The following is a 24,864-nucleotide window of genomic DNA, read 5'->3' as shown; positions in this document are numbered from 1 at the left end:
GTGAACTGCCCCTGGAAACGCCGGCGTTGCCTCACGCCCGGGCGGAGAAGGGGCAGGCCCAGTCCGCCGGCTTGCGTCGGCCCGAGTAGCGCCGGGCCTCGGAGAGCTGCTCGTACTCCACGAGGTTGGGGTTGATATTGCCCTGCAGCTCGATGTCCTGCTTGCGGATCTTCTCCTGCAGCCGGTCCCACAGGCCCGCGGCCTTTATTCGGTCGAACTGGGCGTGAGAGTTGAAGGCGAGCATGGGGAAGGGCGGGCGGCGGCCGATGCGGCTGTGCGTTTCGTGCAGTCCGATCACGAAGAAGGGGTGCCCGGCGACGCTGTAGGCGAAGGCCCCGGACGACGGATCGGGGTCGTAGCCTTCGGCCCAGGGGTACGTGAGGCTGTCATAGTCGTGAACCGCCTGCAGCTGCTGCCACAGCAGCGTCTCGAACTCGACTTCCGCCACGTTCAGAGGCCCCGAGAAGGTGGCCACGAAGCTGGTGAAGGGCTTGGCGGCCCAGTCCACCGCCTCCACATACGCCTGGAGATCAGCAGCCATCTGCCGAGCCGTCTCGTCATCCCCGAACCACGTGTAGTGGCGATGGACGATGCCGCCCTGTCGCCATGCCGAGCGACCGGCCAGGCAGGGGAAGGCGTCGCCGAGAAGGAACCGTCCGACGTCGGCGGCGGCGTCGACTTCGGTGGCGGCGGTGGCGTCAACCGTCATGTTCGTGACCTTCGGTGAGGGGGGCAACACCCCTGGTGGGGGCCCTGCGGTGGTGGGACCCTGGCAGTCAAGATCGGGCAGGGCCAGTTCGTCAAGACTCGGCCGTGTCGCCCCCCTGCGACTGCCTTCACCGACGGCGTCAGCACCGTGTTTGCGGTGGTATGACCCGTATCGGGCCGCGACGATGTCTCCGCCGCCGGGCAGTTCGCTCTCACTGCAAGGCTTCTTGTCGATCTTCATCGTCTCAGAAACTCGGGCACCTGATCGCCAGGGTGGGCCATGGCGGCGCCGCGCCCTGCGCCGCCGGGCCCCTCGCCGGGCCCCTCGCCGGGCCCCTCGCCGGGCTCCCCGCCGCCAGGCCGCCCCTCGGCGCCCGGTCTCTCGGCGGGCGCCCGGGAGCGGGATCCCGGTCAGGCCCGGGCGGGAGCGGCCTCCTCAGCGGCCTCGGCGGCGTGGGCTGCGCGGTCCTCGGCGCCGGCCTCGGCAGCGGCTCCGGGGAGGGAGTAGAAGACGCTCCTTCCCTGCTTGCTGCGGTGTGCCAGCCCCTTGGCGACGAGTGAGGTCTCCAAGGTGTTGCGCACGGCGGTCTCCGGTGCCGTGTGGTCCGGATGCTCCTGCGCCAGCAGCTTGGTCAGCTCCGTCACCGTGCGCGGCTGCCCGTCGAGCAGACCGAGAACGCGGTCGGCGCGGGTGGAATTGCGCTGCCGGGCCTTGCCTCGGGCCGGCGCGGCCTTCCGTGCCTTCTTTGTGCTCCCCGCCGCCTTGGCCGGGGCCTTCTTCGCCGGCTTGGCCTTCGGCGCGGCAGGCTTCGCGCGTCGCGCCGCGGGCACGGTCACCGGTTTGGTCACCGCGGTGTCGGCCTCCGAGGGCTGAGGGGCGACGGCTTCCTCCCGGGGCTCCGTGCCGAGGTGCTGCTGGAGGTCCTCCAGCTTCGCGCGGAGCTTCTGCAGTTCGTCGATCTCCTTCGCGATGCTCTTCAGCTTGGCAGCCACCTGCACAGCGAAATCCGACTCTGACATGAAACAGCCTGCTCTCTCTTGCCTGATCGATCTACGGTTGGCTGGATGTTACTCATCTCGCTCCGCAATTAACCCGGTACCGTTCCGTTTTATCGCCACACACAAAGCATCGGTGGTCGGCTCCGCGGCCGAACAAGCTCACCATCACGGGGTGTTCGGATGCTGCCCAACCCTTCTCCACCAGTCAAGAAAAGGGACTTGAATGAGCCATACGGGCCTTGAACGCGGTCTCACGCGCTGCCGACGGAGGGCGTGAACTCCGTCCGGTTGTCACTCCTTTGAGTCTTTCCTCCGGTGGACCGGCCATGGTTTTCCTCATCCGCCGGTCGCGGAGAGACCACCGCGACCTCGGCGTGCGTCACGTGATCTGCCGGAGTCGGGCGGCAGGCGAGTGCCGGAGTCGGGTGGGCACGCGAGGTGCCGGTGCCGGGTGGCACGCGAGGTGCCGGTGCCGTGGTGCCGAGCGGTGGTGGGTGGCCCGGGCAGTGGGCCGCCGGACGGCTTCCGCCGGATCGGCGCCAGGTGACCGCCGACGGTGACCTGAGCCGCGGACGCCGTGGGAGCGGGTGCTGCCCGGTCGGGTGCGCGGCGACGGCCGGCCGCCGCCGCGGGCGGGCCCGGCTCGGCTCGGCTCGGCAAGTGAAATGGCGGGCCACGGAACGAGCCACAAAGGTGAGCCACTGTTTCTGCTCACCCCGCACACCCCACGTAGCCCCTCGGATGGCCCGGCACCACGTGCGCCGCACCGGGACCGGTTGTAGGACGGAGTCGACGGGTGTGGGCGGCGGGAGGAGTGGCACGGGATGAACATCGTCGTTGATCTCAACCGATGCCAGGGCTATGCGCAGTGCGCCTTCCTCGCTCCCCGCATGTTCACCATGCATGGCGAGGAGGCCCTGTTGTACACCCCGGCCGTCCCGGACGACCAGCAGGAACGTGTTCTCCGGGCCGCGGCGGCGTGTCCGGTGCAGGCGATCGTCGTGGGCGAGGAGGCGGGCCCCGGTGCAGGGTGAACCACGCGACGGCCGGATCGTTGTCGTCGGTGCCTCGCTCGCGGGTCTGCGGGCCGCCGAGACACTGCGTGACGAGGGGTTCGCCGGCTCGCTGACGCTGATCGGGGACGAACCGCATCCCCCCTACGACAGGCCGCCGTTGTCCAAGCAAGTGCTGCTCGGGAGGGTGCCGGCCGACAAGACCGGGCTACCCCGGCGCCGTGACGTGGACGCGCACTGGAAACTCGGCGTGCGCGCCACCGGGCTCGATCCGGTGGGGAAACAGGTACTCCTCGCCGACGGCGGGGAAGTGCCCTTCGACCGGCTGCTGATCGCCACCGGAACCCGGGCCCGCCCCTGGCCGCACCCGGCCGAGGCCGCTTTGGAAGGGGTGTTCACCCTGCGCACCGGTGAAGACGCGGGCCGTCTTGTGGAGCGTCTCGACGCCGGGCCGGAACGCGTCCTGGTCATCGGCGCCGGGTTCACCGGTTCGGAGATCGCCTCCGCCTGTCGGGAGCGCGGTCTCGCCGTGACGGTCGCGGAGCGGGGCCCGGCGCCTCTGGTCGGTGCGCTCGGCGGAACGCTGGGAGCCCTTGCCGCGAAGCTGCAGCGCGCCCACGGAGTCGATCTGCGCTGCGGGGTGACGGTCACCGCGCTGGAGGGCAACGACCGGCTCACCGGCGCACAGTTCTCCGACGGCACGAGGATCGACGCCGATGTCGCCGTGGTGGCCCTCGGCGCGGTCCGCAACACCGAGTGGCTGGCCGAGACGGGACTCGCCGCGGGCCCACGGGGTGTGACCTGCGACGCGGGGTGCCGCGCCTTCGACATGTACGGGATCGTCACCGACGACGTCTTCGCCGCCGGCGACGTGGCCCGGTTCCCGCATCCGCTCTTCGAGTATCAACTGCTCTCGCTGGAGCACTGGGGCAACGCGGTCGCCCAGGCGGAGGTCGCGGCCCACAACATGGTCAACCCCGGGCCGCGCAGACGCCCTCATCTGACGGTGCCGGCGTTCTGGTCCAGCCAGTTCGGACTCAACATCAAGTCGGTCGGCGTACCCACCTTCTCCGACCAGGTGGTCATCGCCCAGGGGTCGCTCAAGGACGCCCGGCTGGTTGCCGTCTACGGCTACCGAGGACGCGTTACCGCGGCGGTGAGCGTGAACCAGGCCAAGTCGCTGGAGTACTACCAGCGGCTGATCGAGACGGCAGCGCCGTTTCCGCCCGCACCGGGAGCCGCCGACCAGATCGAGTCCCGGGCGCCGGTCCCCTCGGACGTGCCGGACCCGAAGATGCTCTCGCACGGTCCGACCGTCGCCCTCACCGGCCATCTGCCGGACCGACGCCTGACCCTGGTGCAACCGGCCCGCTGAGACCGCCACTCCCTAGCGATGAGGAGCGCCGCGCATGGCTGCGGACACCCTGTTCCACCGGATCACCGACTATGCCCACCGCGCCGACCCCTACCCGCTGTACGCCGAGCTCCGCGAGGAGGGGGTCGTACGGCAGGAGGACGGCAGCTACCTGGTCGGGACCTACCACGAGATCGAAGCCCTGCTCCATGACCCGCGGATCAGTTCGGACCGTCGCAAGCGCACCGTCCCGGACGAGGCCACCATCGGCGAAGAAGGGCTCTCACCGGCCTTCATCGGACTCGACGACCCCGAACACCACCGGCTGCGAAGCCTGGCGATGCGCTCATTCGGCCCGCCGCACACGCCGGACCGGATCGCCGGCATGCACGACGACATCACCCGGATCGTCAAGGACCTCATCGGCGACTTCGCGGGCAAGGAGCGGATCGACGTCGTCGACGACTACGCGTACCCGCTCCCCGTCACCGTGATCTGCCGTCTCCTGGGTGTGCCCCTCGAGGACGAGCCACGGTTCCGTGGGTGGTCGGACGCCGTCGTCGCCGGACTCGATCCCAGCCCGGGGGAGGACCCCACGGAGCGGTCGCGGGCCGCCGCCGAGGCCCGCAAGACGATGGGCCTGTACCTCGGTGAGCTCGCCGACAAGCGCCGTTCCCATCCGTCCGACGACATGCTCTCCGCATTCGCCGACGACAGCTCCGACGGCCGGCTGACGCAGCTCGAAATCATGACCACTTCCGTGCTGCTGCTGATCGCCGGACACGAGACAACCGTCAACCTGATCACCAACGGGATGCTGACCCTGCTGCGCCACCCCGACCAGCTGGCACGCCTCCGCAGCGAACCCGCCCTGATGCCCAGAGCGGTGGAGGAACTGCTGCGGTACGAGCCACCCGTCCAGATGCTCCCGCAGCGCACACCGTTGGCCGATATCGAGGTCGCGGGCGTCACCATCCCCAAGGGCGCGCCCCTCATCCTGATGCTGGCGTCCGGCAACCGCGACCCCCGGCGGTTCCATGACCCCGACCGCTTCGACCCGACCCGCGACGACAACCAGCACCTCGGCTTCGGCAGCGGCATCCACAGCTGCTTCGGCGCGCCGCTCGCCCGTCTGGAGGCGCAGATCGCCCTGAACGAGCTGATCCAGCACCTCGACGCCCCCCGTCTGGTCGAGGATCCGCCTCCCTACCGCCGCAGTCCCGTACTGCGCGGCCCCCGGCACCTGCTCGTCGAGCAAGGCCGGGCCGATGCCCGAGGGGGCCGGTAGCGCGGGTTGTCACGAGGCGATGCCCGGCCCTTCGGTACGGCCACGGGCTCCGCACGAGGAAAGGGAGGTGACGTGCCCCGTCACCCCGTCGCCGCGCCCCACCGGTCACTTGCGGGGGCGTCCAGGGTGCGATCAGGCCCCGGGCGGCAGCAGGACCGCCTGGCCCGCCCGGAATGGAGCGCAACGTGACATTCTCGTCCTTGGTCCGGAACGGGATCCGGATCGCACCCCTGCTGCTGGCGACGCTGGGTATCGGTATCGGTATCGGTATCGGTATCGGTGTCGCCGTCGTCGTAGGCAGTGCGGATGCCGGGACCACGGCACCGGCCGGACCGGCCGCCCCGCGCAACCCCTTCCTTGCCGAAGTTGCCGAGCAGATCGCCCTGCCGGCGCGGACCTGGACGGCGTCGGGTACCCACACGGCCAAGGGATATACGACGGAGGCAGCCGAGACCCTCAGTGTCGAGGGCATGAAGGCCGACTGCGACAACATCAACCTGAACAAGAAGCTGGCCGCCGACTTCCGCAGCGACGTGTTCGGCCCCGGCATGAAGGGGTTCTTCTACAAGTGCCGAAGGACCGGCCCGGACACCAACACGTACTGGTTCACCATCAGTTCCGCGGACCATGCCCAGATCGACAAGCTCTGCGATCCGGACACCAGGTACCCGGTCGTCCACGACGAGCAGCACGACACCTACTGGATCGACGAGCCGTTCATGTGCACCCGCCGGGCCGACCCTTCGTAGCACGGCCCGACTGCCGGTTGCGAGGGACGCGGGCAGGTGGAGAACGCCGGTCTTGGAGAGAATGCTGGTCTTGTAGGTGGGTGGCCGCTGCCCGCGCCGGCCGGGTGATCTGCGTTGCCGGCTTCTCCGGCAGCGAGCACCTTATCCGCAGGATGATCTTTCTCTCCGGGGCATCATCTTCACCGACTCCGGACGGGCGTCGCCCCCACCGCGATCTTATTCATCACGGATCTTTCCCTTGATCACCGGATTCGACGTTCATGAGAAACCCTCTAATAGTTCATTGCCGCACGCAAAATCGAGTGATAGCATCCCGAAGATTCCGCGTTCCTGACTAGTCCGCGGAGTCGCAGGGGGCGAGGGGGAAAGCATAGGTCAATGTGGCCAATGTGGCTGATGTGACGAGCGGACACTGACGGTTGAGGCTGCCTCGGTGACGCGCGCCGCCATATCGATGCGCAAATACGCGAGTGCAGATTCTTCGAGACTTCGAAGGGGTCAGGGGAACCACTTTTTGATTCGGTAGGTGCGACCTGTGTGCGCATCGGGGGTAACGCGAGCATGCCTGGCATGCCTTCGATTGCGCGTCAATTTGCGATGCAATAAAGCTTCGGCCCGTCTGCGCACTCCAAGGGTAATAGCCATCCGGCATACGTGAATTCTGAAATGGATCATGGTGAGTCGACCCGGCAGTGGGGAGCGGTTGCGCACTGGAGTGTCGAAATGCTCGGTTTTCGGGAATTGGTCACGGGTGAGAATGGGTCACGGGGGAGGACAGAAAGGCGTGCATTCCGACGAAGGCGTGGCCGGTCACGGCCGGCACCGCTCACCGAAATGTCCGATCAGTTTTCATGAACATGTGCTGGCTGCGCCACGCGAAGCGTACGAACTACTCCGAGAAGATCAGGGAGAGGTCGCATACGACTCGACCACGCAGTCCTGGCACATCATGTCGCCGCTTCTCGCACGCAAGGTGTTAACGGATAAGAGATTCCGTGCCAGGGGAATGAAACACAAGACCCACCTGGTTCCCGAGGCCAGGCGTGCCGACGTTCACTATGTCGAGAGTTTTCTTTCGCAATGGCTGGTTTTCTCGGATCCGCCGGTCCAGCAACACGTCCGGACAGCTTTAGCGGCGGCTATGAACGGCTTGTTCATGGCTGAGATAACTCGCAAAGCTCTGAAGCAGGCGGACGCGCCCATCAGGTCCGCAGGGGTAGATCTCATCACCGATATGGCGCTGCCCGTTGCTCGTGCGGCAACACGAACGTTGCTCAGTGCCACGATCTCCCAGTTGGAGATCATTGAAGGTGTCTCGGACGCAGTGATGGCCTATCTCGCGGTGCCTGGCGCAGATGCAGACAAAGCTCAATGCGCGGCGGACCACATTCGACTGCTCGAAGCTCTCGTCGGCGATCAGCTTCTGCACGGGGACGATCGGATCGCCGCTGCCCTGCGCGCGCTGCATCAGCAGAACGTACTGGATCTGACAGGGGTGTCCGCGACGTACACCCAGCTTTTCACCGGTGCACTCGAGCCACTGAAGACAGCTCTTGTATCCTGCCTCGCCCACATCAGCGACCAGGGCTGGTCGCCGGCGGATGTCGAAAAGCTTGAACCGGCGGATTGGGCGCAACTCATCGAGACCCAGATACGCGACGACCCACCTTTTCATTTCGCGCCGAGGCGTACCACCACGACCGTCGAGTTAGGGGGCCGCACCATATCGGAGGGCGCCAGGGTCGTGGTGAATCTACTCAAGGCGAACGAAGACTGCCGGCCGAATCGACACCTTTCTTTCGGGCACGGCCGACATTACTGTCTCGGCGCTCGACTGGCGCGGGCGGTACTGCAATCTTGCCTTCCCGTTCTGGCAAGAAAGATCGTATCGAACAGCTTCGACGTATTGGGGGTAAGCAAGGCAAAAGCCGTAGGCATGACAGTTTACAAGGTAAACGAAATCTGACGTTTGCCTGTGCGTCGTGAGGCCAGTCATACGGAGCCTGGCCATGATGGGAGAGTTGATGATCAACCTGGGCTTTGTGGACGTTCTGCGCAGCCACCGCGTTCCACGGCTCGCCGGCGGCACCCTCGTCGGACGGATCCCGAACGCACTGGCACTCGCGGCAATTCCCATGCAGCTGCGCTATGTGGACCAAAGCTGGCTCACGGTCGGTGCGGCTGCGGCCGTATATTCACTCCTGTCCGCTGCCGGGTCACCCATCTGGGGACGTATGGTCGACCGCGGTCGCGCACGCTTCACCATCTGGTTGACGTCGATTATCAGCGGATTCGGATTTCTGGGATTTGCCGCCTCGGGCCGCTCGATGATTATGGCCTTCGCCGCACTTGGCATCGCCGGCGTCTTCAATCCCCCGTTCGAACCGTATCTCAGGTCTGCATGGCCTCGAATAGTCCGAGGCCCCCTGCTGATGAAGGCGTACGCTTTCGACTCCGCGTCACAGGAACTTCTCTTTATTGTGGCGCCGCTCGTAGCCACTGCGGGTGCGATCGTCCTGAACCCTACTCTCGCGTCCTACCTGTGTATAGCTTTCCTGTTGCTAGGTGCCTGGATGATAGAGGTGATGCCGACAGCCGATGCCGAAGACCGAGTCGAGCATATGGGGCTCAGAAGAATCATCGGGCCGCTGTCCTTCGGTGGTTTCCGGCTTCTGATGTGCTGTGCCGCGATGATCGGGGTCACGATCGGCGCCATGGCGATCCTGGGTGGTCGACTGACCGAGTCGAACACGTCCGTGGGGGGCGTGGGGATCCTGTTGTCCTTACACGGTTGCGGCGCATTCATCGGCGCCCTGACCTTGAGTGGCGGCGACACCGAGAAGATCGGGAATCTCACCAAGAGGCTGATCGTCGTCCTCGCCGCGTTCTCGGCGTCCTGGGCGCTGGCCGTGCCGTTCTTTCCGGTGTTGGTACAGGAATCCTCCTTCTTCTTCGCCGGCTTTTTTATGGGCCCGGCACTGACCTGGACGTTCGCTTTGGTGAATGCCTCAATTCCCAAGGGCGAGATCTCTGAGGCATTTTCCTGGCTTGGTGGCATCATCGTCGTGGGCTCGTCGGCCGGTTCTTTTTTGGCGGGCACCCTGGGCTCGTGGTCAGGACAGTCGGCCGTGGTGGCGATGATGGTCGCTGCGTCGATACTGGCGGTGGGCTCCGCAGCCACCCTCAATCTGCGCTCGGTACGTGCGTCTGCCGGACCGGAAGCGAGTCCGTCGGATAGCGTTACCTTTTCATCAGGTTGATCCGGAAGGGAATCCATGCACGCACGGAAAGGTGGTGCCGATCAGGTGCCGCAGATGGACCAGGGGGTGCCGTTTGTCTTCGACGTCGACGGCACCACCTGTTTCGATGGGAAGCAGCTGCCGTCCGAGATTGTTGAGGCGATCACACGGTGCCGAACCGGGCACCCCATCCTGTTCGCCTCTGCCCGCCCGATTCGCGACCTCATACCGGTGCTTCCCACCGAGCTGGCCGATGTCCCACTGATCGGCGGCAACGGCGCGTTTACGCGGTCCGACGGGCACATCGAGGTGACAAAGTTCAGCGACAGCGTCCGGCGCTCGATCAATGAAATCATCGATCGGTACGAGCTGGAGTACCTCATCGACAGTTCCTGGGACTACAGTTTCCACGTAACCCAGGAACGAGAGATCCTCCATCGTGTCGATCAGGCCGGCCTGGCGCATCGTGTGGCTCGGGAAGAATTGTCCGAATACGCCAAGGTCGTTCTGTTCGACGCCGGAGATGTCGCGCTGACGGAACTGGCCAAGCTCGGTGTAACGATCAATATCCATCAGTCCGAGGATTTGGAGGACCTGTCTCCCACGGCAGTCGACAAGGCGACGGCTCTCCTCGCACTGAATATTCCGGCCAGGGAATATGTCGCCTTCGGTAATGACCAGAACGATCTTCGCATGTTTGAGAGTGCCGCATATTCGGTATGCGTCGGCAGCTCGGAGGCCGGAAAGCTCGCAGACTGGGTGATCACGCGAGCCGATGTCGGCGCAGCCATCGATGCGCTGTCGAGCAACGTCGACGCAAACGTCGTCAGTTGAAGGCTCTGTAGCCGCGTGCCCGACACGCGGCTACAGAGCGGGCGAACCGAGTGCCGTCGCGTGCTGGTCCCCGGGGGCCCGCCGAGCGCGGTGGTCTCCGTCTGATCCGTGCGCAGGCCGGCGGCCCACCGGTGCGAAAGGGAGTGGACCGCCCTCGATGACGGCTGTGATCATGGGGCCCGTTTGCTGCAGTGTGTGGAGGAAGCGCCGTGGGCCCTGCCGTTCCCGTTGATCCGACCGTGCTGCACCCGATGCCCGGGCAGCCGCGTGTGGTGCTGTTGAAGCCGCTGGTGACCTCGCCGTTGATCGAGGTGGGGGAGTTCTCCTACTACGACGATCCGGATGACCCGACGGCCTTCGAGACCCGCAATGTGCTGTACCACTACGGGCCGGAGAGGCTGGTCATCGGGAAGTTCTGTGCGCTGGGGGAGGGGGTGCGGTTCCTCATGAACGGCGCCAACCACCGGATGGACGGCCCCTCGACGTTCCCCTTCCCGATCATGGGCGGTTCCTGGGCCGCGCACTTCGATCTGATCACCGGTCTGCCCGGCCGGGGTGACACCGTGGTCGGTAACGACGTCTGGTTGGGATACCGGGCCACGGTGATGTCCGGCGTCCGCATCGGCCACGGAGCGGTCGTCGCGTCCGGTTCCGTTGTCGTCGATGATGTCCCGGACTACGGGATCGTCGGCGGCAACCCGGCCCGCCTCATCCGTCGTCGCTTCGCCGATGCGGACATTGCCCGGCTGCTGGCAGTGGCCTGGTGGGACTGGCCGGTGGAGCACCTCACCGAGCACCTCCCGGCGATCATGTCCGGCAGCATCGACGAGCTGGAGGCGGCGCGCCCCGGGGAGCGGTAAGTGCGCTTCGGTGCCCCGTCGCCCGTCGCCCGTCGCCCGTCGCCCGTCGCCCGTCGCCCGTCGCCGCGGCCGGTCTCCGAGGGGCAGGCGGGGAGGCGTCCGGCCGGGGACGGTGCATGTGCACGATGCATGTGCACGGTTCATGGCGTGGGCAGTCCGGGGCCCCAGCAGTGCACATCGGCAGGCGGCACGGTCCCGTCGACCAGATAGGCCGCGGCGGTGCCGTCCACACAGCGGTTGCCCCGGCTGGCGAACACCCCGTGGGAGTAGTCGTTGTGCAGGGAGACCAGGCGTGAGCCGGGCAGGCGCCGCTGCATCTCCCGGGCGCCTCGGACGGGGGTGACGGGGTCGTGGGTGGAGGCGATCAGCAGGACCGGCGGGGCATCGGGGCTGCCGAGCTGGGTACGGTGCGCGGGCCGGTGGTGCCAGTACGCGCACACCGAGGCCTCCATCCCGGTGAGTACCGGCTGCGGGTCGAGCCGGCGCAGCTGCCGGATGCCGGCCGTGACACGGGCCGGCGTGGGAGCCGGCCCGTCCGCGCACTTGACCGTGCGGTTGGCGGCTTCGTACGTACGTGAGGCGGCGCCGTCGAAGGGCTCCGCCGGGCGCAGCGGCCCGGTGTTCCCGTCGCGCAGAGAGGTCCGCAGCCCGTCGGCGAGGCCGGGCCAGCGCTCGGTACGGCCCAGCGCCCGGTACACGGTGCGGTCGAACTCCGCCGCCCCGAAGCCGTTCACGGGGCGCTTCGAGAGCCCGTCACGCACCCGCCGGTACGCGGCGCGTACCGCCGCACCTTCGGTACCGAGCCCGAAGCGCTTGTCGTGCCGGGCGGTCCAGGCGAAGAACACCGCCCGCTGGCGCACCAGGGCGCGGCTCTGCAGCAGATCGAAGTCGTACCAGTCCCGTGGCCCGACGACGCTGTCCAGCACCATCCGGCCGACCCGCTGCGGGAACCGGGCGGCGTAGGCGGCCCCCAGGTAGCTGCCGTACGAGACGCCGAGGAAGCCGATCCGCGGTTCGCCGAGCGCTGCCCGTATGGCGTCCATGTCCCGGGCGGTCTCGGTGGTCGACAGGTATGGCAGGGCGTCTTTGACGCCGTGGGCGCAGTCGTCCGCGGTCCGCCGGAGGGTGTCGAGGTAGGCCTTCTCGGCCGTCCGGCTCTCCGGGACGGGCTCCGGTCCGGGGCTGTCGAAGAGGCCGCCCATCGGCCCGCAGTCCGCGGGCGCGCTCGCGCCGGTGCCGCGCGGATCAAAGCCGATCACGTCGTACGCACGCCGCACCCGCTCCGGCAGTTTGGCGCGCTTGGTGACGGCGTAGGACAGGCCCGGGCCGCCCGGCCCACCCGGGTTGACCAGCAGCACGCCGCGCCGCTCGGACGCAGGTCCCGAGGCACGGACACGGGAGACCGCGAGGGGGAGCTGCTTGCCGTTTGGGTGGCTCCGGTCCAGCGGCACGCTCAGACGGCCGCATTCGACGTGCGCGGGCGCGGGCGGAGCCGGCACGGAGTCCGGGCAGGCACCAAAGTGGAGTGCGGGTGCCGGGGGAGTGGCGTGCACGGGGGCCGCGGGGAGCAGGGCGGCGGTGGCCGTCAGGGCACAGAGCAGGCCGGTGCGGCGTACGGCAGGAATCACGGATCTCGCCTTCGGGGAGCGCGGCGGAGGGCGCCGCTGAACGTGGTGGCAATGAAAATGATTATCGTTTACAGTATGAGCCGGTCAAGCCCGGCGGCCGGCGTCACGGCGCCGACGCCCCGTCAAAAACCGCCGCCACCATGCGCGGACACCGCCTGCGAAGAAGGGAAACCGTGGCTCATCTGCTGATGGTCGAGAGTTGGGTCGGAGCGATGAGCAGGCTGCTGCCACGCGCGATCCGCGAGGGCGGGCACGAGTTCACCTTCCTCACCCGCGATCTGCACCACTACCTGCGCACCGCGCCCGAGGGGACCGCCCACCCGCTGCTCGGCGCCCGCCATGTGCTGACCGCCGACACCAATGACCTCGAAACGCTGCTGCCGTACGTGGAGCGGCTGCACCCCGCGCTCGGCTTCGACGGGGTGCTCACCTCCTGCGACTACTACCTCCCGACGGTCGCGCGGATCGCCGCCCGCCTCCACCTGCCCGGTCCGGCGCCCGAGGCGGTCGACAGCGCCTGCCGCAAGGACGTCACCCGGCAGCTGCTCGCCGCCGCAGGGGTGCCCGGACCGCGCTTCGCGGTCTGTGCGGACCGCTCCGAAGCCGCCGCCGCGGCCGCGGAGATCGGGTATCCGCTGGTGCTGAAGCCGGTGGACCTGTGCGCGGGGATGTTCGTACGACGCGTCGACGACGAAGCGGAGCTGACCCGCGCCTACCGTGCGCTCGACGGCTTTCCCATCAACGCCCGCGGTCAGCGCCGGGCGCCCCTGGTCCTCCTCGAAGAGCTGCTCCACGGCCCCGAAGTGAGCGTCGAGACCGTGACGTTCGACGGCAGCACCGAGGTGATCGGGGTGACCGACAAGAGCATCGGCGGGGCACCGGCCTTCGTCGAGACCGGCCATATGTTCCCCGCGGAGCTGCCGGCGGGCGATGCGGCGGCCGCGCAGAAGACGGCCGTCCGGGCGATCGAGGCACTCGGACTCGACGGCGTCGTGGCGCACACCGAGATCAAGCTGACGCCGGACGGACCGCGCCTGGTCGAGGTCAACCCCCGGCCGGCGGGTAACCGCATCACCGAACTCATCCGCCACGTCACCGGCATCGACGCCGCCGCGGCCTGTGTGGACGTGGCCCGAGGACAGCGGCCCGATCTGCGCCCAAGGGAGACCGGACTGCGCAGCGCCGCCATCGGCTTCCTGGTGCCGCAGACCGCAGGCGTACTGGAGGGGGTCGACGGCGGTGACCGTGTGGGAGCGGCGCCGGGAGTGCTCGAAATCCAGCTCGCCGAGCCCGGAACGGCGGTCAAGGCGGCCGGCAGCAACAACGCCTACCTGGGACATGTCATGGCCGGCGACGCCGACGGCCCGGACGCGCGCCGGCGCGTCGAAGCGTTGCTGGCAGAGCTGCGGGTGCGGGTGGTGAACCGATGAACCAGGCCGATACCCGCACCCTGGCCCCCCACGCACCGGCCGCCTCGTACGACGAGCTCGTCCCCGACGCCCCGGCCGCTTCGTACGACGACCTCGTGGCCCGTGTCCTCGGCGGCGAATTCGGACCGGACCCGGGTACCCAGCGGATCGCCGTCGCCTTCAGCACCCGCCAGGCCGTACGCCACGAGGGCCGCGGCGGTGGTTACCGCAACGAAGTGCTGAGCCTGCGGCTCGCGGCGGCGGTCGGCTCGTGCGCGGTGGAGCCCGGCGAGATGCCGGACGCCGCCATCGAGGACTGCGTCGGCGCGGACCTCGCCCGCCTCCTGGAGCACGAGCTGCGCCCGGTGCGGGTGGCTGCCCTCGACGCGTATCTGATGCAGGTGCGCCCGCACACGCCCGCGAACGGCGCCCGGCCGTGGTCACTGCCGGCCGGATCGTCGCTGCGGAAATCGCGGGCCAGGGCGCGGGCCGTCACCGGACTGGTCGACGCCGCGCCCGGCGCCCGGGTGCTCGTCGTCGGAGTGGTCAACTCGCTGCTGGAAGCGCTGCGGGAGCGAGAGCTGGCCTATGTGCCGTGCGACCTCAAGGGCGGTACGACGGAGTGGGGCGAGCCCGTACGCACCGATGCGCTCGCCGAGTTGGCGGGCTGCGACGCGGTCCTCGCCTCCGGGATGACACTCGGCAACGGCAGCTTCGAGCCGCTGCGGGAACATGCCCTGCACCACGGCAAGCCCCTGGTGATGTTCGCCCAGACCGGTAGTGCGGTGCTGCCGCGGTTCCTCGGCTCAGGGGTGAGCGCGGTGTGCGCGGAGCCCTACCCCTTCTTCTGGCTCGACGGCGGACCGGGAACCGTCCACCGCTACCGCACCGCGGCCCCCGGAGCCGCCCGGTGACCACCGCCCTCGTACACCCCACCGGAAACCGGGAGCTCCTCGGTCTGCTCGGCCGTACCCCGCTCGCGCGGGTCACCACCGATCTGCCCTGCCCGCACCCCGGCTTCTGGGCCAAGCTCGAAGGGCTCGGCGCGGGCGGCATGAAGGCGCGAGCCGCCGTCTCCATGCTGCTCGGCGCCAAGGAGCGCGGCGAACTCCGCCCCGGCGCCCCGGTTGTCGAGTCGACCTCCGGCACCCTCGGCATCGGCCTGGCCTTCGCGGGACAGGCGCTCGGCCACCCGGTCGTGCTGGTCGGCGACACCGAACTGGAACCCTCGATGCGCCGCCTGCTGCGGACCTACGGCGTCCGGCTCGAACTGGCCGACCGGCCCGCGGCCGAGGGCGGCTGGCAGGCGGCCCGGCTCGCCCGGCTGCGGCAACTGCTCGCCGAACTGCCCGGCGCGTACTGGCCCGACCAGTACAACAACCCCGACAACGTGGCCGGTTACGGCTCCCTCGCCGCCGAGATGGCAGCACAGCTCGACCACCTCGACGTCCTGGTGTGCAGCGTCGGCACCGGAGGCCACAGCGCCGGAGTCGTCGCTCCCCTGCGTCGGCACTGGCCGCAGTTGCGGCTGATCGGCGTGGACGCCACCGGATCGACGATCTTCGGTCAGCCCGCCAGGGCCCGGCTGATGCGGGGACTGGGCAGCAGCATCCATCCGCGCAATGTCGCCTATGACGCGTTCGACGAGGTGCACTGGGTCGGCCCGGCCGAGTCCGCCGACGCCTGCCGCAGGCTCGCCGCCGGCAATTTCGTCAGCGGCGGCTGGAGCACCGGCGCGGTCGCACTCGTCGCCGCGTGGGCCGCCCGCGTCCATCCCGGGGCCGTGGTCGCCACGGTCTTCCCCGACGGGCCGCAGCGTTACCTGGGCAGCGTCTACGACGACGACTTCGCCACCGCCCACGGCCTGGACCTGACCCGTGCCGCCACCCGGCCGGTCGAGATCCCGCATCCGCAGGCGGCGGAGGCGACCGGATGGACCCGCTGCCGGACGGTCGCCGACCCGCTCGCGGCCCCCGCCGCGGACGGCGACCGCCCTGCCCCTCCGGCCGTCCCGCTCCCCGCGGCGCCCGGTCCGCTCCCTGCCCCTCCGGCCGTCCCGCTCCCCGCGGCGCTCGACCCGCACCCCGTCCGTGCGCCCGCCGCCGGATCGTCCCGCCCCGCCCGCCGCACCACCCGGAAAGAAGCCCCGTGAAGGTCAGTCAGCGCACCGTACGACTCGAACTCACCGAGCCGCTGCGGATATCCCGCTCCACGATGGCGGCCCGCGACGCCGTATGGCTCGCCATCGAACACCACGGCCGCCACGGCTACGGAGAAGCCGTCACCAGCACCTACTACGGCCTGGACGCCGCCACCCTCGCCCGGCTGCTGAGCGGGACCGCTCGGGAACTCGCTTGCTGGCCCGACCCCGAGAGCGCACTCGCCGCCCTGCGCGCGGGCGAACTGCCCGCACCCGGCACGCCCGCGGCGGTGACGGCGGCCGTGGAGTCCGCGCTGCTCGACCTCGTCGGCAAGCGCGCCGGCGTCCCCGTGCACCGGCTGCTCGGGAGCACCGAGGCGCCGCGCGCCGCCACCGCCCGCACGATCGGCATCACCTCGCCGGGGGCGGCGGCGGAGCAGGCGGGCCGGCTGGCCCGGCAGGGCTTCTCCGTCCTCAAGATCAAGGCCGGTGTCCCGGACCCCGAGGACGACCTCGACCGGGTGCGGGCCGTACGCCGTGCGGCGCCGCACGCGCGGCTGTTGCTCGACCCCAACGGGGCCTGGAGCCCGGCCCTGGCAAAGGCTCTGCTGCCCCGCTATGCGGACCTCGGGGTCGAAGCGGTGGAGCAGCCGCTGGCCCCCGGCGAACCCGAGACGCTGGCCCGGCTCGCCGAACGCTCGCCGCTGCCGGTCATCGCCGACGAGGACGCGGTCGGCGTCGAGGACGCCCGGCGGCTGGCCGGGCGGGTGCACGGCGTCAACGTCAAGCTCGCCAAGTGCGGCGGTGTCACCGCGGCGCTGCGCATCGCCGACCTGCTCGCCGGCAGCGGCACCGCGCTGATGCTCGGCTGTCTCACCGCCAGCACCCTCGGCCTCGCCCCCGCCGTCCACCTCGCCGACCGCGCCCGCTGGACCGACCTCGACGGCCACTTGCTGCTCGCCCACGACCCCTGGACCGGCATCGGCGGCACCGACGGCACGGTAGGAGCCGGCGGGCAGCCGGGCCTCGGCATACGGCCGGCACGCGGCGGGGTACCGCAGGCCGAGGCGGAGCCGGAGCCGGAGTTGGAGCCGGAGCCGGAGCCGGAGCCGTTCCGCGGTACGGGGGCACGGCAGTGAAGATCTGGCACGAGATGCGCCGCTTTCCGTTCGCGATCCGTCTGCTGCTGATCAACCAGCTCGGCGTGAACACCGGCTTCTACCTGCTCATCCCGTACCTCGCCGTGCATTTGGGGGAGGACCTGGGGATGTCCGCCGCGGTCGTCGGCATCGTGCTCGGCGTCCGCAATCTGAGCCAGCAGGGACTGTTCCTCATCGGCGGCTCGGCCTCCGACCGGCTGGGGGCGCGGGGGGTCATCATCGCCGGCTGCGCGCTGCGGACCGTCGGCTTCGGGCTCTTCGCGCTCGGCGACGGCCTGGCCGTACTCATCGCCGCTTCCGTCCTCAGCGGACTCGCCGGGGCACTGTTCAACCCCGCGGTCCGCGCCTACCTTGCACAGGAGGCGGGCGACCGCAAGGCCGAGGCCTTCGCCCTCTTCAACGTCTTCGCGACCACCGGTGCGCTGGTGGGGCCGCTGCTCGGCAGCGCTCTGCTGCTCGTCGACTTCCGGGCCTCCGCGCTCACCGCCGCCGCCCTCTTCGCGCTGCTCACCGTTGCCCAGGCCGTGGTGCTGCCCGCATGCACGGTCGCCCCGGCCGCGAACAGCGTCCTCGGGGACTGGCGCGAAGTGCTCGGCAACCGCGTCTTCGTGGCCTTCGCCCTGGCCATGGTAGGCATGTTCACCCTGCAGAACCAGCTCTACCTGCTGCTGCCGGACGGTGCGCGGCGGGCCACCGGCTGGGATGGTGCGGCCGGGCTCGTCTTCCTCGTCGGCACCGTCGCCAATCTCTCGCTGCAGATGCGGATCACCCGCGCCCTCAAGGGCCGCGGTGACCGGGCACGGTGGATCTGCGCGGGGCTCGCATTGATGGGACTCGCCTTCGTACCGCCCATGGTCGTTGCCGGTCCGGCACCGCCGCCCGGCGGACCCGGCGCCGCAGCCCTGCACGCACTGCCCGTACTGGCCGGGGCGCTGCTGCTCTACCTGGGCGTCATGATCGCCCAGCCGTTCGTGATGGAGCTGATCCCGGCCTTCGGCCGCGCCGAGCTCACCGGCACGTACTTCGGGCTGTTCTACGTGGTCTCCGGCATTGCCGCTGCGGTGGGCAACACCGTCGTGGGCTGGGCCATGGACACCGGTGAGCACACCCGTACGCCGTGGCTGCCCTGGGCGTGCGCTCTGGCCTTCGGCCTCGTCTCCGCCGCCGGTGTCGCCTGGCTGCACCGGATGCGGTGCCTGCCGGGACGCACCACCGAGGAGCCGGCGACGGACACGACGGACACGACGGCCACGACGGCCACGGGGACTCCGAGGACTACGGGGACTACGACGGTGGGAAAGGCGTGAGACCACATATGGGCACCCCGGATGTGCGACCACCCATGAAAACCCCGGACGTGACACCACCCATGGAATCCCCGGACGCGACACCCCCCTCGGAAACCCCGGACGTAGCAGCACCTGTGCCATCCCGGACGGGCCACGAAGTGAGCCACGAAAACCTGCTGACCGACAATCCGGAACTCTACGAGGCACGCTTCCCCGACGCCGAGCGCCTGGCCGGCCGCTGGGCCGAGGACTGCCTGCGACGGCACGGCGCGGGAAACCGCGTCCTGGACATCGGCTGCGGCACCGGACGCGACGCCGCACATCTGCACGCCGTGGGGCGCACGGTCGTCGCGGCCGACCTCTCCGACGCGATGCTCGCGCACGCCCGTACCCACCACCCCGGACCGGACTACCGCCGCGCCGACCTGCGCGACTTCGACCTGCGCGACGTCGGCCTGCGCGACGTCGGCCTAAACGAGGAGCCCTTCGACGCCGTCGTCTGCCTGGACAGCGCCCTGCTCTACTGCCACACCAACGCCGAACTCGACGGCTTCCTCGCCTCCTGCCGGCGCAGCCTTGCCCCCGGCGGGCTGCTGGTGGCCGAGATGCGCAACGGCGCCTACTTCCTCGGCCGCACCGACCTGCTCGACGCCCCGGCCGTCAACGGCTTCAGCTGGCACGGCACCGCCTACACCTCCACCACCACACTGTCCGTCGACCGCACCGCCCAACTCCTGCGCCGCACCCGTATCTGGACCGCCGACGACGGCTCCCCGCCGTACGAGCAGCGCTCCGCATGGCGGCTGCTCTTCCCCCAGGAACTGCGCCATCTCCTCGCCGCCCACGGCCTTGAAGTCCTCGACCTGTACGACGGGCCGGGGCCGCGGACACAACCCGCCTGGCAGGAGGGTGACGCTCCGGGCGGATCCGCCGACCGGGACCGGCTCCACCTCGTCGCCCGGCTGACCCGGCACGTCTGACGCCCGCTGTCCTCTCCCACGCCTCCGCCCCGCACACAGCAAGGAAACCGCCATGGACGACGGTCCCCTCAACGACCCCCGCTTTCCCGGCCTGCGCCGCCGCGGCTTCCTCGCCGCCGGCAGCGCGGCCGGACTCGCCGCGGCCGGACTCGCTGCGCCGGCGCTCGCCGGATGCGCCGGCCCCTCCGGTGACCGCGCCGACGGCGGCGGCCCGCCCCGGCGGGGCGGCAAGCTGCGCGCCGCGTTCGCCGGCGGCGGCGCGAGCGAGACCCTGGACCCGCACCTGGCCAACCTCTTCGCCGACGTCGCCCGCGCCAAGGCCCTCTTCGACAAGCTCGCCGACTTCGGAGCCGACCTCTCCGCCGAGCCGCGGCTCGCCGCGTCCTGGGAAGCGAACGCCCAACTGGACCGCTGGACGGTGAAGTTGCGCACGGCGTCCTTCCACAACGGCAAGCCGGTCACCGCCCGGGACGTCCTCTACAGCTACCGCCGCATCACCGACCCCCGAAGGGCGTTCCGTGCCAAGGCCTCGCTCGAACCCCTCGACCTCACCGCCAGCCGGGCCATCGGCGAGCGGACCGTCGAGTTCGCGCTGAAGCGGCCGACCGCCGAATTCCCCAACCTCCTGGCCGCGTTCGGCGCCTATATCGTCCCCGACGGCGCCCAGGACTTCGACCGCGAACCGGTCGGCAGCGGCCCCTTCCGCTTCGTCTCCTTCACGCCCGGACGCTCCGCCCTCTTCCGGCGCAACGACGCCTACTGGGAGGGCGCGCCCCACCTGGACCAGCTGGAGTTCCTGGTCGCCAACGAGGAGTCCGCGCGCCTCAACTCCCTGCTGGGCGGCCAGGTCGAGTACGCCCACGAGCTGACGCCGACGACGGCCCGCGCACACGAGGGCAAGGGCCAGATCGAGATCGTACGGCTGCGCAACAGCGCAATGCAGTCCTTCGCGATGAAGACCGACCGGGCACCGTTCGACGACAAGCGGGTGCGCGAGGCGTTCTTCCTCCTCGCCGACCGCAGGGAACTCGTCGACGGTGCGCTCTCCGGCGCCGGGGAGATCGGCAACGACCTGTTCGGCAAGGGATACGAGTACTACGCGGACGGCCTGCCGCAGCGCGCACCGGACCTGGACCGGGCCCGCCATCTGCTGAAGCGGGCGGGCGCCGACAAGCTGCGGGTCACCCTGGACACCTCCGCCGTCGCGGCCGGCTTCACCGAGGCCGCCGCCATCTTCCGCGACCAGGCCGCCAAGGCCGGGGTACAGGTGAAGGTGGCGATGGGCAGCAAGGACAGCTACTGGCAGGACACCCTCGACTCCGGAACCCTGTGCTGCTACCGCTCCGGTGCGATGCCCATCGAGTCGCACGTGTCCCAGCGGCTGCTGTCCGGTTCCACCACCAATGCCACCCAGTGGCGGCACAAGGACTTCGACGCGCTCTACCAGCAGGCACAGTCCACCAAGAACCCGCAGGACCGGGCCGCCGTGTACGCCCGCATGCAGCGCCGGCTCCACGCCGAGGGCGGCTTCCTGGTCTGGGGCTTCGCCGACTGGATCCTGGGCACCGCCCGTACGGTCCGCGGAGTGGCGCACACGTCCCCCGCCAACACGCTCGACTGGGCCCGCTTCGACAAGGTGTGGCTCGCATGACCGGCCTGCGGTCATGGCTGGTACGCCGGCTGCTGCTCGGCGCCGGGCAGACCGTCGCGGTCGTCCTGCTCGTCTTCGCCCTCACCGAGGCGCTGCCCGGCGATGCCGCGGTGGCGCTCGCCGGTGACCAGCCCGACCCCGGGCGGATCGCCGCCATCCGGGAGACCATGCACCTGGACCGGCCCGCCGCCGCACGCCTTGGGGAGTGGGCGGCCGGGCTGCTGCACGCGGACCTCGGCAGCTCGCTGACCTCCGGCCGGCCGGTCAGCTCCGCCATCGGCGACGGCTTCGGACCGACCCTCCTGCTCGCCGCGCTCACCCTGCTCCTGCTGGTTCCGGCCGCCGGCGGCCTCGGTGTGCTGGCCGCCCGCTACGAGGGACGGCTCGCGGACCGGCTCATCAGCTCGGTGACCCTGGCCGTGTACGCCGTACCGGAGTTCGCCCTCGGGGTGCTGCTGGTCGCGGTCTTCGCGCTGCACCTGGGCCTGCTGCCACCGACCGCCGTGGGCTACGGCGGCGATCTGCTCACCCATCCCGCGGCGCTGGTACTGCCGGTACTGGTCCTGCTGGCCCGCCCGGTGTGCTCGCTGACGCGCCTGGTCCGGGCCGGCATGATCGACGCGCTGGCCTCGCCGTACGTCGCCCATGCCCGCCGCTACGGCATCCCCGGCGCGCGCATCCGCTATGCGCACGCCCTGCCCCACGCCCTGGGGCCCGCCGCCCAGCAGCTTGCCCGCACGGTCGACTGGCTGCTGTGCGGGGTCATCGTCGTGGAGGCCCTCTTTGTGATTCCCGGGCTCGGAACCGTCCTGATGAACGCCGTGGCGGAACGCGATGTCCCCGTCCTCCAGGGCCTGGCGGTCGTCTTCGGATGTACCGCCGTCGTCCTCAACCTGGGCGCCGACCTGGTCACTCACCGCTTTGTGCCCCGCACCGGGGAGGCCGCATGAGGCTACGAACGACCGGCGGCCCGGGACGCTTCACCTTCGCCCTGCTGATCGTCGCCGTACCGCTGCTGCTCGCCCTGCTCGGCCCGCTGTTCGCAGGGGAGCCCGGACCACGGGCCGCGTCCTTCACCACGGGAGGCGGCCACTTTGCCGGCACCGACTTCGTCGGACGGGACGTCTGGCGGCAGGTGCTGCTCGGCGGCCGCCCCGTGGTCCTGGCCGCGCTCGCGGCGACGGCGCTGGCCTACGCAGTGGCGCTGCCCCTGGGCCTCCTCGGCGCGCTGACCCACCGCCGCTGGCTGGAAGAGCTCGTGATGCGCCCCCTGGACATCCTGCTCGCCGTGCCGTCGCTCCTGGTCATCTTGCTGGTGGCGGCGGTCCTGACGCCCGGCCCCGGCGGGCTCGCCCTCCTGGTGGCGCTGGTCAACATCCCGGACGCCGCCCGGACCGTCCGGGCAGCCGCCGCCGAGGCGGCCGCTTCGCCCGCGGTCGAGGCGCTGCGCATGCAGGGCGAGACCTGGTGGCGGACCGCCGTGGGCTACGCCGGCCGCTCGGCCCTGCGCACCCTTGCCGCCGACGCCGGGGTACGCCTGACCGGTGTGCTCTACCTGGTGGCCACGGCCGCCTTCCTCGGCGTCGGCGCCGAACCGGACGCCGCCGACTGGGCGGTCATGGTCGACCGCAACCGGACGGGCATGTTCGTCCAGCCCTGGGCCGTCGCGCTGCCCGCTGTGCTGATCATGGCGCTGACCATGGGCACCAACCTGCTCTGCGACGCCGCCCTCGGCCGACGCGGCCCACGAGCGCGGGCGGGCCGGGCACCGCGGGCGGGCCGGGCACCGCGGCCGGGCCTTCCACCGCGGCCCGAACGGGGCTCCCGGCGACACCGAGCACCGCGGCCCGGCCCGAGCCCCGATCCCCTGCCCACCGATGCCACGGCCCCCGGGCCGGGGCGCAGCGAGAAGAGCCGCCCATGAACGCAACCGACATCGCTCAGGTCCAGGACCTCCGTGTCGAGACCGGCGGCCGGGCCCTTGTCGACGGGGTGAGCCTCCGGGTGCTCCCCGGCAAGGTCACCGCGCTGATCGGTGCCTCCGGCAGCGGCAAGACCACCACCGGGCTCGCCCTGCTCCACGAGTATCCGCCCGGTGCCACGGTGACCGGTGAGGTGCGCGTCCCCGACGGCCTCATCGGCTACGTACCGCAGCACCCCGCCACCGTCCTCAACCCCGCCCGGCCGGTGGCCGCCCTGCTCCGGGACATCGCCCGCAACCGGGTACGCCACCTGCCCCGCCGCGCCCGCCGCCCCGCCGTCCGGCAACACCTGCTGCGCGCCCTCGACCAGGCCCGGATCCCCGACGGCGAAGCCCTGCTGCACCGCTACCCCCACCAGCTCTCCGGCGGCCAACAGCAACGTATCGTCCTCGCCCAGGCCCTCCTGACCGGTGCCACCACGCTCGTCGCGGACGAACCGACCACCGGCCAGGACGCCCTGACGAAGCAGCAGATCGCCGGCCACCTGGCCACCCTGGCCCGGCAGGGCCTCGCGATCCTGCTCCTGAGCCACGATCTGGAGGTCGTCCGGGCCCTGGCCGATGAGATCCACGTCATGCGCGCCGGCCGCATCGTGGAGTCCGGCCCGCCGGAAGAACTCTGGCGCTCCCCACAGCACCCCTGGACCCGCGCACTCCTCGCCGAAGCCGGTTCCGCCGAGCCGTCGGACGACGCGCTCGCCCACCGCAGCGCCACCCCCACAGGCGCCGGTACGCGCCACGGCGACTCCCGGACCTCCTCCGCCGCCCCGGAACCCGTGCTCCAGGTGCGGGCCCTCACCGCCCGCCACGGCAGGTCCCCCGTCCTGCACACCGTCGATCTCCGCCTCCCGCCGGGCTGCTCGGCCTTGGTGGGCCGCTCGGGCAGCGGCAAGACCACGCTCGCCCGATGTCTGGCCGGTCTCCACCGGACCTACGACGGAGAGGTGCTGCTCGACGGGGCCGCACTGCCCCGCAGCCTCCGCGACCGTACCCGCGAGCAACTGGCGGCGGTGCAGTACGTCTTCCAGGACGCCCGGGCCGCTTTCGACGCACACCGCCCGGTCCTCGACCAGGTGAGCCGCAGCGCCGTACGTCTGCGCCGGGTCCCCGCCCCCGAGGCCCTGGCCGACGCCGAGCGCACCATGAGCACCCTGGGACTGGCCGGCGACCTGGTACGCCGCAAGCCGGCGGAGCTGTCCGGCGGCGAACTCCAGCGCGCCGCCCTGGCCCGCGCTCTGCTGGCCCGCCCCAGGGTCCTGATCTGCGACGAAATCACCTCCGGCCTGGACACCGTCGCGCGCCGCAAGCTTCGCGCCCTCCTCGTCCGGCTCCTGCGGGCCCACCCGGACCTGTCCCTGCTCCTGATCACCCATGACCGCGACACCGCGGCCCTGGCCACCCGAACCGCCGTGTTCGACCAGGGCCGCCTCGTCGAACAGGGTCCGACCGGACAACTCCGTGCGCACCCTCAACACCCCCTCACCGCCGGGCTGTTGCAGGCACCGCCGGACCGCGGTGCCGCGCCGCGCTGCGCGCCGCCCGGCGCCAATGCGACGGCACGCGGAATCTGAACAGCGGACAC

21 protein-coding genes are annotated in these 24,864 nt (G+C 70.4%); 18 read left to right on the top strand and 3 right to left on the bottom strand.

What is annotated here, in order from left to right:
- Positions 1–31: 31 nt before the first annotated feature.
- Together gntA and ACF088_RS14835 are read right to left on the bottom strand one after the other, a co-directional pair.
- Positions 32–709 carry a guanitoxin biosynthesis heme-dependent pre-guanitoxin N-hydroxylase GntA gene (gntA, locus tag ACF088_RS14840; RefSeq protein WP_392376164.1) on the bottom strand — a complete coding sequence of 226 codons (678 nt, stop codon included), beginning with the start codon at positions 707–709 and terminating at the stop codon, positions 32–34.
- A gap of 410 nt (positions 710–1,119) precedes the next feature.
- On the bottom strand, positions 1,120–1,701 hold the full coding sequence (locus ACF088_RS14835; protein WP_392376163.1) for a hypothetical protein: 582 nt from the start codon (positions 1,699–1,701) through the stop codon (positions 1,120–1,122).
- Between the two features lie 830 nt (positions 1,702–2,531).
- On the opposite strand from ACF088_RS14835, the gene ACF088_RS14830 reads away from it, so the two are divergent.
- From ACF088_RS14830 to ACF088_RS14795, 8 genes are all read left to right on the top strand, one after another.
- Positions 2,532–2,741, top strand: coding sequence for a ferredoxin (locus tag ACF088_RS14830; protein ID WP_392376162.1), 210 nt, complete (start codon positions 2,532–2,534; stop codon positions 2,739–2,741).
- A complete protein-coding gene (locus tag ACF088_RS14825; RefSeq protein ID WP_392376160.1) occupies positions 2,731–4,095 on the top strand; it encodes an NAD(P)/FAD-dependent oxidoreductase in 1,365 nt (454 codons plus the stop codon). Before ACF088_RS14830 ends, ACF088_RS14825 begins: the two co-directional genes overlap by 11 nt.
- A 34-nt stretch (positions 4,096–4,129) precedes the next feature.
- Positions 4,130–5,362, top strand: a complete 1,233-nt coding sequence (locus ACF088_RS14820) for a cytochrome P450 (RefSeq protein ID WP_392376158.1) — start codon at positions 4,130–4,132, stop codon at positions 5,360–5,362.
- 185 nt (positions 5,363–5,547) lie between these two features.
- Positions 5,548–6,111, top strand: coding sequence for a hypothetical protein (locus ACF088_RS14815; RefSeq protein ID WP_392376156.1), 564 nt, complete (start codon positions 5,548–5,550; stop codon positions 6,109–6,111).
- Positions 6,112–6,895: 784 nt separating this feature from the next.
- On the top strand, positions 6,896–8,077 hold the full coding sequence (locus tag ACF088_RS14810) for a cytochrome P450 (RefSeq protein ID WP_392376155.1): 1,182 nt from the start codon (positions 6,896–6,898) through the stop codon (positions 8,075–8,077).
- 43 nt (positions 8,078–8,120) lie between these two features.
- Entirely contained in the window at positions 8,121–9,371 is a 1,251-nt protein-coding gene (locus ACF088_RS14805) for an MFS transporter (RefSeq protein ID WP_392376153.1), read from the top strand.
- Positions 9,372–9,425: 54 nt separating this feature from the next.
- Positions 9,426–10,184: an HAD-IIB family hydrolase gene (locus ACF088_RS14800; RefSeq protein WP_392376350.1), complete on the top strand. Its 759-nt coding sequence runs from the start codon at positions 9,426–9,428 to the stop codon at positions 10,182–10,184.
- Positions 10,185–10,435: 251 nt separating this feature from the next.
- Positions 10,436–11,044 carry a CatB-related O-acetyltransferase gene (locus ACF088_RS14795; RefSeq protein ID WP_392376349.1) on the top strand — a complete coding sequence of 203 codons (609 nt, stop codon included), beginning with the start codon at positions 10,436–10,438 and terminating at the stop codon, positions 11,042–11,044.
- A 140-nt stretch (positions 11,045–11,184) separates the two neighbouring features.
- On the opposite strand, the gene ACF088_RS14790 is transcribed toward ACF088_RS14795, so the two are convergent.
- Positions 11,185–12,672, bottom strand: a complete 1,488-nt coding sequence (locus ACF088_RS14790; RefSeq protein WP_392376152.1) for an alpha/beta hydrolase — start codon at positions 12,670–12,672, stop codon at positions 11,185–11,187.
- Between the two features lie 173 nt (positions 12,673–12,845).
- Here ACF088_RS14790 and ACF088_RS14785 point away from each other — a divergent pair, with 173 nt between their 5' ends.
- The 10 genes from ACF088_RS14785 (at position 12,846) to ACF088_RS14740 (ending at position 24,853) form a co-directional block, all read left to right on the top strand.
- Positions 12,846–14,102, top strand: coding sequence for an ATP-grasp domain-containing protein (locus tag ACF088_RS14785; protein WP_392376150.1), 1,257 nt, complete (start codon positions 12,846–12,848; stop codon positions 14,100–14,102).
- Positions 14,099–14,995 carry a Rossmann-like domain-containing protein gene (locus ACF088_RS14780; protein WP_392376148.1) on the top strand — a complete coding sequence of 299 codons (897 nt, stop codon included), beginning with the start codon at positions 14,099–14,101 and terminating at the stop codon, positions 14,993–14,995. Before ACF088_RS14785 ends, ACF088_RS14780 begins: the two co-directional genes overlap by 4 nt.
- A complete protein-coding gene (locus tag ACF088_RS14775) occupies positions 14,992–16,233 on the top strand; it encodes a PLP-dependent cysteine synthase family protein (protein ID WP_392376147.1) in 1,242 nt (413 codons plus the stop codon). Before ACF088_RS14780 ends, ACF088_RS14775 begins: the two co-directional genes overlap by 4 nt.
- The gene (locus tag ACF088_RS14770; protein WP_392376146.1) at positions 16,230–17,360 is read left to right on the top strand and encodes a mandelate racemase/muconate lactonizing enzyme family protein; all 1,131 of its coding nucleotides are present in this window, start codon (positions 16,230–16,232) and stop codon (positions 17,358–17,360) included. The genes ACF088_RS14775 and ACF088_RS14770 overlap by 4 nt, the downstream gene beginning before the upstream one ends.
- A 14-nt stretch (positions 17,361–17,374) precedes the next feature.
- Positions 17,375–18,688 (top strand): MFS transporter, encoded by a 1,314-nt coding sequence (locus ACF088_RS14765; protein ID WP_392376348.1) that lies wholly within the window; start codon positions 17,375–17,377, stop codon positions 18,686–18,688.
- A 140-nt stretch (positions 18,689–18,828) separates the two neighbouring features.
- Positions 18,829–19,650, top strand: a complete 822-nt coding sequence (locus ACF088_RS14760; protein ID WP_392376145.1) for a class I SAM-dependent DNA methyltransferase — start codon at positions 18,829–18,831, stop codon at positions 19,648–19,650.
- A 52-nt stretch (positions 19,651–19,702) separates the two neighbouring features.
- Positions 19,703–21,301: an ABC transporter substrate-binding protein gene (locus tag ACF088_RS14755; RefSeq protein ID WP_392376144.1), complete on the top strand. Its 1,599-nt coding sequence runs from the start codon at positions 19,703–19,705 to the stop codon at positions 21,299–21,301.
- Positions 21,298–22,251 carry an ABC transporter permease gene (locus tag ACF088_RS14750; protein WP_392376143.1) on the top strand — a complete coding sequence of 318 codons (954 nt, stop codon included), beginning with the start codon at positions 21,298–21,300 and terminating at the stop codon, positions 22,249–22,251. Before ACF088_RS14755 ends, ACF088_RS14750 begins: the two co-directional genes overlap by 4 nt.
- Entirely contained in the window at positions 22,248–23,225 is a 978-nt protein-coding gene (locus tag ACF088_RS14745; RefSeq protein WP_392376142.1) for an ABC transporter permease subunit, read from the top strand. Before ACF088_RS14750 ends, ACF088_RS14745 begins: the two co-directional genes overlap by 4 nt.
- A complete protein-coding gene (locus ACF088_RS14740) occupies positions 23,222–24,853 on the top strand; it encodes an ABC transporter ATP-binding protein (protein ID WP_392376141.1) in 1,632 nt (543 codons plus the stop codon). The genes ACF088_RS14745 and ACF088_RS14740 overlap by 4 nt, the downstream gene beginning before the upstream one ends.
- The last annotated feature ends 11 nt before the right edge of the window (positions 24,854–24,864 follow it).

Origin of the sequence: Streptomyces sp. NPDC015125 (assembly GCF_043080045.1) — a bacterium.
Lineage (GTDB): Bacteria > Actinomycetota > Actinomycetes > Streptomycetales > Streptomycetaceae > Streptomyces.
This window is presented reverse-complemented; position numbering and strand designations above follow the sequence as displayed.